At 68.4% G+C, this 13,556-nt stretch carries 18 protein-coding genes and 2 pseudogenes; 10 read left to right on the forward strand and 10 right to left on the reverse strand.

Annotated features, from left to right (window positions below):
• Positions 1-96: 96 nt before the first annotated feature.
• Positions 97-882 carry a DsbA family oxidoreductase gene (locus AC5P1B_RS22050; RefSeq protein ID WP_493889071.1) on the reverse strand — a complete coding sequence of 262 codons (786 nt, stop codon included), beginning with the start codon at positions 880-882 and terminating at the stop codon, positions 97-99.
• A gap of 385 nt (positions 883-1,267) precedes the next feature.
• Between AC5P1B_RS22050 and AC5P1B_RS22055 the strand changes: the two genes are divergently transcribed.
• Together AC5P1B_RS22055 and AC5P1B_RS22060 are read left to right on the forward strand one after the other, a co-directional pair.
• Entirely contained in the window at positions 1,268-2,137 is an 870-nt protein-coding gene (locus tag AC5P1B_RS22055) for an AraC family transcriptional regulator (RefSeq protein ID WP_493889072.1), read from the forward strand.
• A 104-nt stretch (positions 2,138-2,241) separates the two neighbouring features.
• Positions 2,242-2,487 carry a hypothetical protein gene (locus AC5P1B_RS22060; protein ID WP_493889073.1) on the forward strand — a complete coding sequence of 82 codons (246 nt, stop codon included), beginning with the start codon at positions 2,242-2,244 and terminating at the stop codon, positions 2,485-2,487.
• Here AC5P1B_RS22060 and AC5P1B_RS22065 read toward each other — a convergent pair.
• Positions 2,484-2,670 (reverse strand): annotated as a pseudogene (locus AC5P1B_RS22065) (IS256 family transposase); the annotation flags it as partial. The gene AC5P1B_RS22060 and the pseudogene AC5P1B_RS22065 overlap by 4 nt on opposite strands.
• Before the next feature lie 139 nt (positions 2,671-2,809).
• On the opposite strand from AC5P1B_RS22065, the gene AC5P1B_RS22070 reads away from it, so the two are divergent.
• On the forward strand, positions 2,810-3,697 hold the full coding sequence (locus AC5P1B_RS22070) for an SDR family oxidoreductase (protein ID WP_493889074.1): 888 nt from the start codon (positions 2,810-2,812) through the stop codon (positions 3,695-3,697).
• On the opposite strand, the gene AC5P1B_RS22075 is transcribed toward AC5P1B_RS22070, so the two are convergent.
• Positions 3,655-4,551, reverse strand: coding sequence for a class I SAM-dependent methyltransferase (locus tag AC5P1B_RS22075; protein WP_493889075.1), 897 nt, complete (start codon positions 4,549-4,551; stop codon positions 3,655-3,657). The two genes, AC5P1B_RS22070 and AC5P1B_RS22075, sit on opposite strands and share 43 nt — an antisense overlap.
• A gap of 69 nt (positions 4,552-4,620) precedes the next feature.
• Positions 4,621-4,974: a UCP032817 domain-containing protein gene (locus AC5P1B_RS22080; protein ID WP_493889076.1), complete on the reverse strand. Its 354-nt coding sequence runs from the start codon at positions 4,972-4,974 to the stop codon at positions 4,621-4,623.
• Between the two features lie 56 nt (positions 4,975-5,030).
• Between AC5P1B_RS22080 and AC5P1B_RS22085 the strand changes: the two genes are divergently transcribed.
• Positions 5,031-5,444, forward strand: coding sequence for a hypothetical protein (locus AC5P1B_RS22085; protein WP_493889077.1), 414 nt, complete (start codon positions 5,031-5,033; stop codon positions 5,442-5,444).
• A 37-nt stretch (positions 5,445-5,481) separates the two neighbouring features.
• Positions 5,482-5,751, forward strand: a complete 270-nt coding sequence (locus AC5P1B_RS22090; RefSeq protein ID WP_493889078.1) for a transcriptional regulator — start codon at positions 5,482-5,484, stop codon at positions 5,749-5,751.
• A gap of 143 nt (positions 5,752-5,894) precedes the next feature.
• Here the strand turns inward: AC5P1B_RS22090 and AC5P1B_RS22095 are convergent, their stop codons facing one another.
• The 4 genes and pseudogenes from AC5P1B_RS22095 to AC5P1B_RS22110 all read right to left on the reverse strand — a co-directional run bounded on the left by AC5P1B_RS22095 (position 5,895) and on the right by AC5P1B_RS22110 (position 8,247).
• Positions 5,895-6,443, reverse strand: coding sequence for a hypothetical protein (locus tag AC5P1B_RS22095; RefSeq protein ID WP_493889080.1), 549 nt, complete (start codon positions 6,441-6,443; stop codon positions 5,895-5,897).
• A 394-nt stretch (positions 6,444-6,837) separates the two neighbouring features.
• Positions 6,838-6,999, reverse strand: a pseudogene (locus AC5P1B_RS22100) (DUF397 domain-containing protein); the annotation flags it as partial.
• Positions 7,000-7,220: 221 nt separating this feature from the next.
• A complete protein-coding gene (locus tag AC5P1B_RS22105) occupies positions 7,221-7,424 on the reverse strand; it encodes a DUF397 domain-containing protein (RefSeq protein ID WP_493889081.1) in 204 nt (67 codons plus the stop codon).
• Complete coding sequence (locus AC5P1B_RS22110) at positions 7,381-8,247, reverse strand: helix-turn-helix domain-containing protein (RefSeq protein WP_493889082.1); 867 nt, start codon at positions 8,245-8,247, stop codon at positions 7,381-7,383. Before AC5P1B_RS22110 ends, AC5P1B_RS22105 begins: the two co-directional genes overlap by 44 nt.
• A gap of 143 nt (positions 8,248-8,390) precedes the next feature.
• Between AC5P1B_RS22110 and AC5P1B_RS22115 the strand changes: the two genes are divergently transcribed.
• From AC5P1B_RS22115 to AC5P1B_RS22125, 3 genes are read left to right on the forward strand one after another with little or no spacing between them, the layout of a single operon-like run.
• Entirely contained in the window at positions 8,391-8,651 is a 261-nt protein-coding gene (locus AC5P1B_RS22115) for a hypothetical protein (RefSeq protein ID WP_493889083.1), read from the forward strand.
• Positions 8,648-8,887, forward strand: a complete 240-nt coding sequence (locus AC5P1B_RS22120; RefSeq protein ID WP_493889084.1) for a DUF7848 domain-containing protein — start codon at positions 8,648-8,650, stop codon at positions 8,885-8,887. The genes AC5P1B_RS22115 and AC5P1B_RS22120 overlap by 4 nt, the downstream gene beginning before the upstream one ends.
• Positions 8,887-9,141 (forward strand): DUF7848 domain-containing protein, encoded by a 255-nt coding sequence (locus AC5P1B_RS22125; protein WP_493889085.1) that lies wholly within the window; start codon positions 8,887-8,889, stop codon positions 9,139-9,141. The genes AC5P1B_RS22120 and AC5P1B_RS22125 overlap by 1 nt, the downstream gene beginning before the upstream one ends.
• Positions 9,142-9,230: 89 nt before the next feature.
• On the opposite strand, the gene AC5P1B_RS22130 is transcribed toward AC5P1B_RS22125, so the two are convergent.
• Positions 9,231-10,985, reverse strand: a complete 1,755-nt coding sequence (locus AC5P1B_RS22130; protein WP_493889086.1) for an NAD+ synthase — start codon at positions 10,983-10,985, stop codon at positions 9,231-9,233.
• Positions 10,986-11,146: 161 nt separating this feature from the next.
• Between AC5P1B_RS22130 and AC5P1B_RS22135 the strand changes: the two genes are divergently transcribed.
• Together AC5P1B_RS22135 and AC5P1B_RS22140 are read left to right on the forward strand one after the other, a co-directional pair.
• A complete protein-coding gene (locus tag AC5P1B_RS22135; RefSeq protein ID WP_493889087.1) occupies positions 11,147-11,413 on the forward strand; it encodes a type II toxin-antitoxin system Phd/YefM family antitoxin in 267 nt (88 codons plus the stop codon).
• Complete coding sequence (locus AC5P1B_RS22140) at positions 11,413-11,826, forward strand: type II toxin-antitoxin system VapC family toxin (RefSeq protein ID WP_493889088.1); 414 nt, start codon at positions 11,413-11,415, stop codon at positions 11,824-11,826. Before AC5P1B_RS22135 ends, AC5P1B_RS22140 begins: the two co-directional genes overlap by 1 nt.
• Positions 11,827-11,866: 40 nt before the next feature.
• Here the strand turns inward: AC5P1B_RS22140 and AC5P1B_RS22145 are convergent, their stop codons facing one another.
• Positions 11,867-13,546 carry a multicopper oxidase family protein gene (locus tag AC5P1B_RS22145; RefSeq protein WP_493889089.1) on the reverse strand — a complete coding sequence of 560 codons (1,680 nt, stop codon included), beginning with the start codon at positions 13,544-13,546 and terminating at the stop codon, positions 11,867-11,869.
• Positions 13,547-13,556: the final 10 nt, after the last annotated feature.

The raw sequence follows: 13,556 nt of genomic DNA on the forward strand, positions 1-13,556 counted from the left end.
GACGTTGACCGGCGGGGCGCCACGACCGCCGGTCAGGAGCCCGGGGACGGGCCTGCCGTGGCCCGGCCCCCGGCGCCCCATGGCGCGTGCGGCGCCTCAGTCGCGCGGGACCTCGCAGGCGCCGTCGTCGCACGAGCCGTCCGCGCCCGGGCCCGTCACTCCGGCCGCTCCCGTCTCCTGCGCCACCTGCTCAAGCACCTTCAGGAAAGCCGCGGGCTCCTGGCCGCCCTGGACGGCCCACTGGCCCTCGAACACGAAGGTCGGGACGGCGGTGATGCCACGCTGGCGGGCCTCCTCGATCTCGTCCAGGACCTCGTCGTGCAGCTCGTCGCTGTCGAGGAAGGCGGCGATCGGGTCGCGGTCGAGACCCACGGTCACGGCGACGTCGGCGAGGTGCTCGTGGTCGCCGATGTCCATGCCCTCGCCGAAGTGGGCGGCCAGCAGCCGCCCTTTGAGGCGGGCCTGCGCGGCCGGGCCGTACTCATCGAGGACGTAGCGGAGCAGGCGGTGGGCGAGGAGGGAGTTGTTCTCCACGACCGTGTCGAAGTCGAAGGTGAGGTCTTCCGCGGCGCCCAGCTCGGTGATACGCGCGTCCATCGCGGCCGCGCGCGGACCGAACTTCGCCGCCAGCACCTCACGGTGCGGCAGCGGCTCCTCCGGCGCGCTCGGGTCGAGCTGGAACGGCCGGTAGACCACCTCGACCTGCTCCGCCCCCGGATACGCGGCGAGCGCCTGCTCGAAGCGGGCCTTGCCGAGGTAACACCACGGGCAGGCGATGTCGCTGTAGATCTCGACCTTCACCGGGTCACTCCCTGTCACTGTGCCGCGCCGTACGCGTCGGGGCGTCCACACGCCTTCGTACGGCATCGCTTGAACGCTCAAGCAATCAATCCTAACCGTGCCCGGGATGACGGCATTCCCGCCGTTCCCGGCGCGTTCCCGGCGCGGACCGGGGGCCAGCGCCGGACCTCGACCACGCTCCACGGCGTCTTTGACTGGCAGCGCATCCCCGGACACGACCATGGCGCGCGGCCGGTTGAGCCGTCTGAGGCGTGAGCCGCCCGCCGCGCCCCGGCTCGTACGACTCCCCGCGAGACCACCGCCGACCACGGCCGCCGCCGCATGGGGTGACCGCCCCGGAGAACGCGCGCGTGGCGTGCGAGGGGCCGTGGGGTTCCGCCGCACCCGACCGCAGCGGGCACAGGATGTCGGGTGCGGCACAGTGGTCCCTTCCTAACGTGGTGGATCAGAAGGGAAGGAGGCAGGAGTGCTGGAGCGGCTGAACCAGGCCATGGAGCACATCGAGTCGCGTCTCGACCAGCGCATCGAGGTGACCGAGCTGGCGCGGATCGCGATGACGTCGGAGTACCACTTCCGGCGGCTGTTCTCCGCACTGGCGGGGATTCCACTGTCCGAGTACATCCGGCGCAGGCGGCTGACGGTCGCGGGGGCGGAGGTGCTCGCCGGGGAGCGGACGCTGCTGGAGATCGCGGTGCGCTACGGCTACACCTCGGGCGAGGCGTTCGCGCGCGCGTTCCGCGCCGTGCACGGCGTTGGTCCCGGCGAGGTCAGACGGACCGGTGCGGCTCTGCACTCCCAGCCACGGATGTCCTTCCGCCTCATCATCGAAGGGAGCAGCAGCATGCGATACCGGGTCGTGAGCAAGAATCAGTTCTGTGTGGTCGGCAAGAAGGCCCGTGTCCCTCTCGTCCATGAAGGGATGAATCCGGCGATCGCCGACTTCATCCGGAGCATCGACCAGGAGACGATACGGCGTATCACCGCCCTGTCCGACCAGGAGCCGGAGGGGATCGTCGCCGTGAGCGACAACCTCGACCCGAGCCGGGCGGAGGGAACCGAACTCGACTACTACCACGGCGTGGTGACCCGCTCCGCCGTGCCCGAGGATCTGGACGCGCTCACCGTCCCGGCGGGGACATGGGCCGTCTTCGAGAGCTCCGGGCCGTTCCCGCAGACGCTCCAGTACCTGTGGCGGGACGTGTTCACGCAGTGGTTCCCGTCCAATCCGTACGAGAGCAGGCCAGGACCCGAGATCCTGCGCACCCGGCTGACACCGGACCAGGCGCAGGCCGACGCGGAACTGTGGATTCCCGTGGAGCGCGCCACGGCGGTCTGAGCGTGCGGCGTGGCGGTGTCCCGGCCTTCGCCCTGCGCATCGAGACCGCGGACAAGTCGTTGGTCTGCTCGGGAGACACAGCACCGTGCACGAACCTCACGAGCTTGGCCGAGGAGTGCGACGTTCTGCTGTGCGAGGCCGAGAGCGCGCAACCTCCGGCCGAGGGTGAACGGGTTCACCACACACCCGAAGACACCGGCGAAACCGCCAACGCGGCCCGGGTGGGCCGGTTGATCGTGGCGCGTGTCGGCCGCTTTCTCACACCGCAGGAGGCGGTGGCCCGTGCCTCCGCTCGCTACGATGGTCCCGTCGACTACGCGGCACCCGGCGCTGCCTTCCCGATCGGTTAAGCCGCGATTGTCCTGGTGCGATCGGCGACGTGACCGCGTTCGAAGTGGGCGCCCGGCACTCACGAGGACGACGAGGTGGGGTGCGTTCACGGACCGCCAGCGGGTCTGGGCGGACTCGACGAGCTTGAAGACCATGGCCAGCGCGGCGGCCGCGCTGCCCGCGCCCCAAGTGACCTTGGCCCGCTCGTCGCGCACCACCCTGATGGCGATCCGACATGTTCGAACTACGGTCCATCAGAGCATCGCTTGCGTCACAGCCCGTGCGACCTGATCGTCGTTCATCGTGCTTCCTTGACCTCAACCTTTCTTCAAGTCGCACCATGTGGGTGCCGCACCCGCACTACATACCGAGGAGATTTCGATGATTCTGGTGACCGGCGCAACCGGAAAGACGGGCGGCCAGGCCGTGGCGCAACTACTGGCGGCGGGCGTGGATGTCCGCGCCCTGGTCCGTGACCCGAAGGCGGCCTCGCTACCTGACGGGGCCGAGGTGGTACGCGGCGACCTGACAGACGCGGCTTCCGTGGAGGCCGCCATGGAGGGGGTGGACGCGGTCTTCCTCATCTGGCCACTGCTGACGGCGGACGCCGCGCCCGCGGTGATCGCGGCCGCGGAGAAGCACGCGCGCCGCATCGTCTACCTGTCCGCGTGGGGGGTGCCGGACGACGACACCGTGGAGCCGGAGCCCGGCATCCTCGCCTTCCATACCGCGATTGAGCGTGTGATCCGCGCCTCGACCTTGCAGTGGACGTTCCTGCGCGCGGGCGGCTTCGCGTCCAACACCCTCGCGTGGGCGCAGCAGATCAAAGAAGGGGACGTCGTCCGCGGCTCGCATGCCCGAGCGACGCGGTCGCTGGTCCACGAGGCGGATCTCGCGGCGGTGGCAGTAAGGGCGCTGACGACGGCCGACCTGGAGGGCAAGGCCCCGCACCTGACCGGTCCGCAGGCGCTGACCCAGGCTGAGCAGGTCCGTACGATTGGCGACGTCCTCGGCCGCCGGGTGGTCTTTGAAGAACTGGACGAAGAGGCAGCGGCGGCCGCGTTCGAGGCACAGGGCCTGCCTCCGGAATACGCCCGCGCCATCGTCGAGGCCCACGGGCAGATGGAGGCGGAGCCGGAGCAGGTGTCGCCGGCGGTGGCCGAGATCACCGGTCGGCCCGCACGCACTTACCGCGAATGGGTCGCGGACCACGTGGCGGACTTCGGCTGACGGCACCGCTGCCCTCCCACCGGAGGTGGACCAGGGGGAACGGCCCCTGGCCCCGCTCGAAAATGTTCGGGTTGTGTTAGAGCCCGAAGTCGTCGCCAAAAGGCTCCCGTTCCCGCGTGCGTAGCCACTGTGACCGTCCCCCAGTGCGTCAATGACCTGAATCCGGATATTTCAGTGCCTCCGCGCTTCCCACGGACAAGCAGGGTGCCAATGCGGCGCTTGCCTCCCGCCGGGGCCGGAAGAAGCTCGGCGGTCACCTCCTCGAATCCGTACTCCTTGAGCGTCATGGCCCATGTCTCCGGCGGGTAGTCCCATCGTTTGACGACCGCCGGATCTTCCTCGGGCCCACGGGGGATGTAGGACGCCTGGCAGCCGTAACAGCCCTCTACCGCCGGGTGCTGGGACATGGCGAACACTCCGCCTGCTACGAGCTTGCTGTGAACAGCGGGAAGCATCAGCGCGGGGTCCGTGAAGTAGGCGGCCCCAAAGACGGAGTAGACGGCATCGAAGGTCACGGCCGACTCGGCGATGAAGGCAAGGGCCTCCCCTTGGTGCGACTCCATGCCGTCCACATCGGGCCAGCGCTCGCGCGCCTTCGCGAGCTGCGCGGGAGACAGGTCAACCCCTACTGCCCGCATTCCGAGGGAGGCAAGGTGGGCGAGGTTGCCACCCGACCCGCACCCGAGGTCCAGTACTCGGCTACCGGCCTCTACGGCGAGGGTCTCGACGCCGGGGCCGTGGTCGGGGTGCTGTGTCCAGTTGAACCACGTGGTCTCGCCCTTGGCGTTCATCCCGCGCCGCTGGGGCTTTGTCCTGGAGTAGATGTCCCATGCGGCGCTACGGGTGTCTGACACTTCACGTCCGTTCTTGGTTACGGGCACAGCCGCCCGGCATGGTCGCCGGGCGGCTGGCTCAAGGGACGACTACTTGTTGACGGGGCTGTCGGTGCAACCCGCGTAACTCTGGGTGCAGTCGGCCGCGCCTGCCTCCGGCCAGAACTCGGGGTCGATCTCGAAGCCCGCCGCGCGGATGGTCTCGCGGGTCTCGGCCAGGGCGGCCCGGCCCTCGGCGGGGTCGTGTCCCTTCCGGTCCGGGACGTGCTGGATGAAGCCGGTACCGAGGGCATCGCAGAACGCGGCATACGGGGCAGTGTGCAGCACGAAGGCGTGCCAGAACTGGTCCACGCGAAGACTGGGCGCCATTTTCGCCTTGGTCGTCCCGGTCGCGGCGAGGAATGCCGACCGCCCAGTCAGGCCCACTTTGGCAACCAGTTGCACATTTGGAAACTAGCTGCCTATTCTTCAACTCACAACAGCACGGAGGAGGGGCACCGATGAGTCAAGGACCAGGTTCGGCAGAGCAACTGCGGGTCATCGAAGGGGCTCCTGCGCTCGGGAAGGCTGCTGCCGGTGGTGAGCGGGTGCTCGGCGCGGTGTCGGTGGCGGTGCTCTTCGCGGCCCTTGTGGTGGCAAGTACGAGCAAGATTCCCATGGTGCTGGGCTGCGTTGTCCTGCTGGCGGCGCTCGCTGTCGCTTTCCGCTGGCGGTGGTTCCATCTGAGGGCCCCCAGCAGGAGGCTGCACACCAAGGTTGAGGAAGGGGTGTTCTTCTTCGCCCTGGTGACGCTGGCGTTCCCGGGGCTCAAGCTGCTGTGGGACAACCCGGCTGATCTCGTCGCGGCTATGGTGGCGGCCGCGATCCCCACGGCCCTGCTGGCGTGCTATCTCATGCTGCGCTGGAGGCGCTAGCGTGTCGCAACAGCCACGTACCCGACTGTCGACCGTGATGCACTCACCCACTCGCCTGGCCATCCTGGGGGCACTCCGTCAGGTGCAGCAGATCAACTTCGCCGATCTGCAGGAGTCGTTGGAACTGTCCACCCCGGAACTCTCCCGGCAGCTGGGCATCCTGGAGAAGGAGGACCTGGTCGACATCGCGAAGTTCCGCGAACGGCGGCGCGCAGTCACCAGAGTCCGGCTCTCTCCCGCCGGGCGTGAACGATTCGATGAGTACCTCGGCGAGCTACGCAAAGTCGTGCGCGCGGAGGTCGAGTAGCAGGCAACGCGACTGCCGGACAAGGGATGTCGCGCGAGAGATCCGGCGGCCGGGTGGGCCCGAGATTGCCTCGGGCCCACCCGGCCGCACGTCACCGCTGGCATTGCATAGGACGTTGATTCAGCTCATTCGCCTTGTGGGCTTTATGCCCAGGGCGTAGCGCACCAGATGGAGCTGGCAGCGAGCGAACCGGCCAGCCCAACAACGCCGCCCTTAACGCCGATCTTGATCCCGCGCTTGGCCGCCTCCCTCGTGAGCAGCCTCGCCGCGGCGGACCACTCATGGTCCGCAAGCTTGTTCATGACGGCCCCGGCGGAGCCGGAGAGCCCGCCGAGCCCAACGGCCTTCAGCAGACAGGAACCGTAGCTCCTCTTGACCCGTCCGGTGGAGTCGGAAGCCTTCGGCTGCTGGCGTTCGATCTCGGACGCGACCGTGTCGGCGAACTCAGCGCCGAACTTGGCCGCTGTGGCGTCGCGGTCGAAGTCGCCGTTGGAATCGAGCAGTTGCCCTTCATCGATGGCTTCGAGGTACTTCGCAAGCTCGGCAATCTGCTGCTCAGAGACTTCCTCAGCGGCGACCGAAGCAGCGGCGGGACTCTGGGTAGCAGCAGCGTAAGAAGTGCCAACACCGCCGAAGCCCACGGCAGCGACGCACGCGATGGACACGAGGGCGGTGCGGTTGAACAGTTTCACTTGAACTCCCTGTTAAGGGGTATACGGCGCACGGTACTTGTGCACATACGAAACCCCCATGGTCGGAACTGTCACCTCCCGGTCACGGAGATGATCACAGGACGAAATACTTGCATGCACCACGGAGTCGGCACGCCAACACTCAGAGTGCAGATGATCACCATCTCCGACCGGAACCTATCCGCTGATTTAGGCATCTTTAGTGACTGCGCTCTTTGAGCAGGGGATGTGCGAATTTTGTAGGCTTCTGTTGGCTTTTACCTTCCGCCCCGAGTGCGGCGCCAATGCGCCGTCAGGGATGGCAGGCCACGGTCATCCAACAACGGCTGGCCGGGATCGCAGCCTCATCGACTCGCGTCGGACGTAGCGGCCGGGGCCGTCGGCCTGGTGATCGTCAGGCCGGGAAGTCGCCTGCCTTGAGCCCGGCGACGAATGAGGCCCAGGCGGGCGCGTCGAAGACGAGGGCCGGGCCGTGGGGGTCCTTGCTGTCCCGGAGTGCCACGGCGTCGAACGCTCCGGTCCTGACCTCTATGCACTGACCCCCGTTGCTGGAGCTGTAACTGCTCTTCTACCAGGCGATGGTGTCGGTCATCGTGCGTACTCCTTTGTAAGCCGCTTGAACACCGTCAACGACCGCTGTGGCGCTGGGCCGCAGCGCGGAGCCGGTCGTATGTCCTCTTCGCCTGGCCTGTCGTTGACGTGCTCGCTGCTCCCCTGGGGAGCGGGCTGGCGTGAAGCGGCCCCGGTCGTATCAACCGGGGCCGCTGCGTGCGTGAGCTAGGCGGGGAAGTCTCCGCGTCGGATTCCGGCGACGAATGAGGCCCAGGCGGACACGTCGAAGACGAGGGCCGGGCCGTGGGGGTCCTTGCTGTCCCGGACCGGGACAACCCCGGTGGTGGCGGCGCGATCCGGGGCCCACTCGACGCAATTGCCACCCTCACCGCCGCTGTACGACGACTTCACCCACTTCTTTTCGATCACAGGTGTACTCCTCCGCAAGCTGATGGATCAACGACAGGGAGCGTTCAGGCGACAGCGCCGACGCCCTCAACCGATCGTATGTGGCACCGGCATGGGCCACATCGTCTCGGCCGTCCGCAAGGTGACCCCGACCGAAGCTCTCGCTGTACACCACGGAACCAGGATCGCCCCGATCAACGTGGATGAACGATGTACTCACTGCGGGCGCTCCTGCTTCATCAGGCAACACCTGCACGGTCACATGTGGGGAGGATGCCTCATGTGCCAGATGTAAGAGCTGGTCTGCCATGACGGACTGACCGCCGACTTGTGTACGCAGCACTGCTTGATGGATGACCAACCACAGCAGGGGCGGTAACTGACGTTTCATCACCTCGCGACGCGCGAGTCGCGCTCCGACTCGCTCCTTGATCTGGTCGTCCTCCTCCCGAGGATGGGCCGCACGAAAAACGGCCTCGGCATACGCCGGTGTCTGGACCAATCCCATGACGAAGGCGTTTGAGTAATCGGAGATGGTCTGTGCTTGCTTCTCGACCTCGACGTACGGGAGGAACCACGACGGATGTCCACGTTCGCTGAGTCGGGCGCGGAGACGAGTGAAGTATCCGCTGGTCTTGAATACCTGGTCGCACGTCTCCGCGAACTGGGATGAGCCGAGCAAGCTTCCGTTCTCGACCCGGGAGATGTACGTCCGGTCGTACGCTGCGGCAATCGCTAGCTGAGCCTGGGTCAGCTTGGCCCACTCCCGTGCGTGTCGGACTTCGCTTCCGAAGAACGCCATGGCGTTCCGTGGCTCGCCTGCCTCGTCTCCTGCCTGGATCATCCGCCGCCTCCCGATCGAGTCTGAGTTCGAGTGACCGTCTGGCTGTAAACACACTTGCCCTATCGAGAGTACGCATATGGGCGCGACGCTGTGAGGGTTCGATCACAAAGGGTGATCGCAGTTCAGAACACCGAGGATCAGCCATGAACTACGAACTAAGGCTTCGGGTTTGCCGCAAGGCGCCTGGCAAGAAGCCGCTCCCTGTACCCCACGCCTCCGTACGCACCGACAGCGCTACCACGCGCAACCAGCCCGCAAACACCCACCCCATTCCCTGGCCCCCCGCCCCCCAGCCAGCCGATGCCAAGCTGGCGGACCTCGTCGCGCGGCACGATCAAGCCGCCGAGGACGTGCCCCTGGTGACCGAGGGCGGCAACAGCCATGCGCGGGTGAGTGACCGGTGAGCGGGGCGAACGTCCTCGGGCGCAGGGTTCCGCGTGCTGCCTCCGCTGAACTCCTTTACCGCGCCGAGTGCTTGGGCACGGCGGACGCCGACTGCGGGGCCGACTCGGACGAGTGGCTGACTCCTGACCCCTGCGAGACATGGATGCTCGCGCACCTCGACGAGACCGGGGGCATGCATACCCGGTACAGGCGGTCCCTGACGGACGTCGCCGACACGACGGGCGGGGGCACGTGATGAGCCACACCGTGGTGCGTTTCGTTCAGCACACGATCCGACAGGCCCCGGAGTCCGGCGTGACGTTCGAAGCGTTCTGTATGACCGTGGGATGCCGTGCCGAATCCGGCGGGCGCGAGGTCCAGGAGGACGCGCAGGACTGGTGTCTGCGGCACGCCGGTCGGCATCCCGGACACGATCTGTTCCGCCGTGTGGTGACCAACTACGCCCGCGTGCTCCGCGACGATGACTGGGCCGCGCGGTCCGCCCCGTGAGGCCCGACCGGGGGCGGCGGGAATCCCGCCGCCCCCGGCTGGCGCCCAGGCCGGGGCGTCGGCCCGCCGCCCGCCAGCAAAGACCGGCGTCAGCCGGTTTCGCGCCAGCGGTTGGTGATCGGCAGCCTGCGGTCCTTGCCGAAGCCCTTGGCGGAGATCTTGGTGCCCGGCGGGTACTGGCGGCGCTTGTACTCGGCGGTGTCCACCATCCGCAGCACGCGGGTGACCATCTCCGGGTCGAAGCCCGCCGCGACGATCTCGGCGCTGCCCTGGTCGCGGTCCACGTAGCGTTCCAGGATCTGGTCGAGGATGTCGTAGTCGGGCAGCGAGTCGGTGTCGACCTGGCCGGGGCGCAGCTCGGCACTGGGCGGCTTGGTGATCGAGTTCTCCGGGATGGGCGGTGTCTGGCCCCGGTCCCGGGCCGCCTGGTTGCGCCACTTCGCGAGGCGGAAGACCGAGGTCTTGTAGACGTCCTTGATCGGGCCGTACGCGCCGACCGCGTCACCGTAGAGCGTGGAGTATCCGCAGGCCAGCTCGGACTTGTTGCCCGGCGCGAGCACGATGTGGCCCTCCTGGTTGGAGATCCCCATCAGCGTCGTGCCGCGCAGCCGCGCCTGGAGGTTCTCCTCGGCGAGGCCCGTCAGTCCGAGGGATTCCATGTACGCGTCGAACATCGGGGCGATCGGCACCGTACGGAAGTTGAGCCCGGTGCGGTGGGCAAGATCGGCCGCGTCGCCCTTGGAGTGCTCGGACGAGTAGCGGGAGGGCATCGCGACGCCGTACACGTGCTGCGCGCCGAGGGCGTCACAGGCGATGGCCGCCACCAGGGCCGAGTCGATGCCGCCGGAGAGCCCGATCAGGACGCTGCGGAACCCGTTCTTCGCCGCGTAGGCGCGCAAGCCCACGACCAGCGCGGTGTAGATCTCCTCCTCGTCGCCCAGGCGCTCCGCCTGCCCGCCGATCAGTTCCGGCTCGTACGCCGGGAGGGGGGCCGAGGAGAGCGTCACATGGTCGACGCGCAGCCCGTCGTCCACCGTCCCCGACGGCGGCTCGGCCGCCGCTGCGGGCAGGTCGAGGTCGATGAGCACACAGCCTTCGGCGAACTGCGGGGCCCGCGCGATCACTTCGCCGTCCTGCCCGACGACGATCGAGTCGCCGTCGAAGACCAACTCGTCCTGGCCGCCGATCATCGCGAGGTACGCGGTCGTGCAGCCCGCCTCCTGCGCCCGCTTGCGCACCAGCTCCAGGCGCGTGTCGTCCTTCTCCCGCTCGTACGGGGAGGCGTTGATGGAGACGAGGAGCCCGGCCCCTGCGGAGCGCGTGGCGGGCACCCGGCCGCCGTCCTGCCACAGGTCCTCGCAGATGGCGAGGGCGACATCGACGCCGTGCACCCGGATGACGGGCAGCGTCTCGCCGGGGACGAAGTAGCGGAACTCGTCGAAGACGCCGTAGTTCGGCAGGTGGTGCTTGGCGAAGGTGAGTGCGACCTCGCCGCGGTGCAGAACGGCGGCGGCGTTACGGGGCGCGCCCGCGGGCTGACCGTACCGGGGCTGCTCCTTGTCGCTGCGGTCGAGGTAACCGACGACCACCGGCAGCTCCCCGAAGCCCTCGGTCTTCAGCCGGGCGGCGAGCGAGGTCAGCGCGGCACGGGAGGCTTCGACGAAGGAGGCGCGCAGCGCCAGGTCCTCGACGGGGTAGCCGGTCAACGCCATCTCGGGGAACGCCACCAGGTGGGCGCCCTGCTCGGCGGAGTGCCGGGTCCATTGGACGATCGTTTCGGCATTGGCCGCGAGGTCGCCGACGGTGGAGTCGATCTGATTCAGAGCGAGGCGAAGTTGAGGCACCCGGCCAGTGTAATCGTCTTTCTGACGCGATGTGGATATGGGTGTGGTGTGGGTGTGAGGCGGACCACGCTATCGTAGATTCAGCACTGTCTGGACAGTCCTGCCTTTGTGCGGTTCGGTTCGGGAGTGCTGGTATTCCACTCATGTGAGAGGTGCGTGCCATGCGGTGGCAGATCCAGGAGGCCAAGCAGCGCTTCAGTGCGCTGCTGCGGGCGGTTGAGGCGGACGGGCCCCAGTTCGTCACCCGGCACGGTGAAGAGGTCGCTGTCGTCATCGGTATAAGGGAGTACCGGAAGCTGCGAGGGGAGGAACGGGACTTCAGGGACTTCCTGCTCTCCGATCCTGACTGGGATGACGTGGCGAAGGAATTGGACGATGTGGTCGCGCGTCGGGACGTGTCCCGCGTGGTGGATCTGGGGGGCGCGTAGTGGCATTTCTGCTGGACACGAACGTGCTGTCAGAGCTGCGCAAGAAGGCCTGTGACGCGCGGGTCGTGTCGTGGGCCCGCTCGACCCGCCCTGGTGAGATGTTCACCAGTGCGCTGGTGGTCGGTGAGATCAGCCGGGGGTGTGAAAACGTCCGACGGCGGGACGCGTCGCAGGCTGAACGGCTCGACAGATGGCTCGCCGACGTCCACCGCGACTTCGGAGACCGGCTCCTGCCGGTGACGGCCGAGATCGCCGAGGTCTGGGGACGGATGGAGTCCCCTGACCGGCTGCCTACGGTCGACGGGCTGCTGGCCGCCACCGCCCGGGTGCACGGCCTCACCCTGGTGACGCGCGACATGAAGGACGTGCGGCGCACGGGCGTTCGGCTGCTCAATCCGTTCGACCCCGCGTGACCCCCCGGGGGCGGGGAGGCTCCCCACCCCCGGGCGGTGACTACGCCCGGTAACCCAGCACCGTCATCATTCCCGATTCGGAGTGGTAGACGTTGTGGCAGTGCAGCATCCACAGCCCCGGATTGTCCGCGTCGAAGTCGACATCGAGGCGGCGGCCGGGCAGGACGATCGCGGTGTCCTTGCGGGGTCCGCCGTCCGGCAGGGCGAAGGTGTGGCCGTGCAGGTGCATCGGGTGCCACATCGTCGTGTTGTTGACGAAGGACAGGCGTACGCGCTCGCCCGCGCGTACCGGATAGCGGCTCGCCGGGTCGTACCGCTTCCCGTTGATCGCCCAGTCGTAGCGGGCCATCGAGCCCGTGAGCCGGAGCTTGACCGTACGGTCGGGCCTGCCGGGGGAGAGCCGGACCGGCCCGGCCGCCCGCAGCCGCTGGGCGGTGAGCAGCTTGCCGTCCAGCTCCTTCGGCCTGGCCTTGGCCGTCGGGGCGCTCCCGCCGCCCGTCCTGAGGACGCCGAGCGCCGAGCGCTTCTTCCCTTCGGCGACGGCGACCAGCGGGAAGACACCGTCCTTGACCGTGACCAGGACGTCGTAGCGCTCGCCCATGCCGAGCAGCAGCGCGTCCGTCTTCGCGTGCTCGACGGGGAAGCCGTCGGTGTGCGTCACGGTCATCTCATGCCCGCCGAGGGCGACGCGGAAGGCGGTGTCACCGCCCGCGTTGATCAGCCGGACGCGCACCCGGTCCCCGGGCTTGGCGCGGAAGGTGCGCGGTGCGTCTCCCGTGCGGCCGTTGACGAGGTAGTGCGGATACGCCACGTCGCCCGCGTCGCCGCCGAGCAGCTTGCTGGTGGCGCCCATCATCATGCGGGACGGCCCGGACGGGGATGGCTTCCGCCGGGCATCGGGCATGGACATGCTGTGCGCGCCATGCCCGCCCGTCGCGCCCCCGTCGCGCTTCTCCTCCCCGCCGCTGCCGTCCATGTCTCCGTGATCCATGCCGCCACTGCCCATGTCCCCGGCGTCCATGTCTCCGTGGTCCATGCCCGCGCTCAGTTCGGTGAGTACCGCGTCCGGCGTGCTGCCCTCCACGCCGTCCACCCAGTCGTCCAGCACCACGACCCATTCCTTGTCGTACGCCAGCGGCTCCTTGGGGTCCTCGACGATCAGTGGCGCGTACAGCCCGCGGTCCTGCTGGACGCCCGAGTGCGGGTGGAACCAGTACGTGCCCGGATGCGGTACCGCGAAGCGGTAGGCGAAGGAGGCGCCCGGCTTCACGGGCCGCTGGGTGAGACCCGGCACGCCGTCCATGTCGTTGCGGAGCGCCAGCCCGTGCCAGTGCGTCGAGGTGGACTCGGGCAGGTTGTTGGCGAGCGTCACCGCGAGTGTGTCGCCCGCGGTGACCCGCAGCTCCTCGCCGGGCAGGTCCCCGCCGTACGCCCAGGAGCTGACTGTCAGGCCGCCGAGGTCGAGCTGGGCGCGGGTGGCGGTGAGCTTGACCTCGCGGACGGGGCCGGGGCGGCGCTTCCGCTCGGCGGTGGCGACCTCCTCGCCGTCCGGCGGGACATAGCCGTCAGGTGTGGTGGACGGCGCGCCGCCGTGGTCGCCGGCCTTGTGCGACCCGGAGCCGGAGCCGGAATCCGAGCCGGATGAGCAGGAGGCGAGCAGTCCGCCGCCTGCCGTCGCCGCTGCGGCGGCGAGCAGGGAACGCCGGGTGGTTGTGCGCATGACGAAGGCA

Source organism: Streptomyces sp. A01 (assembly GCF_059026195.1).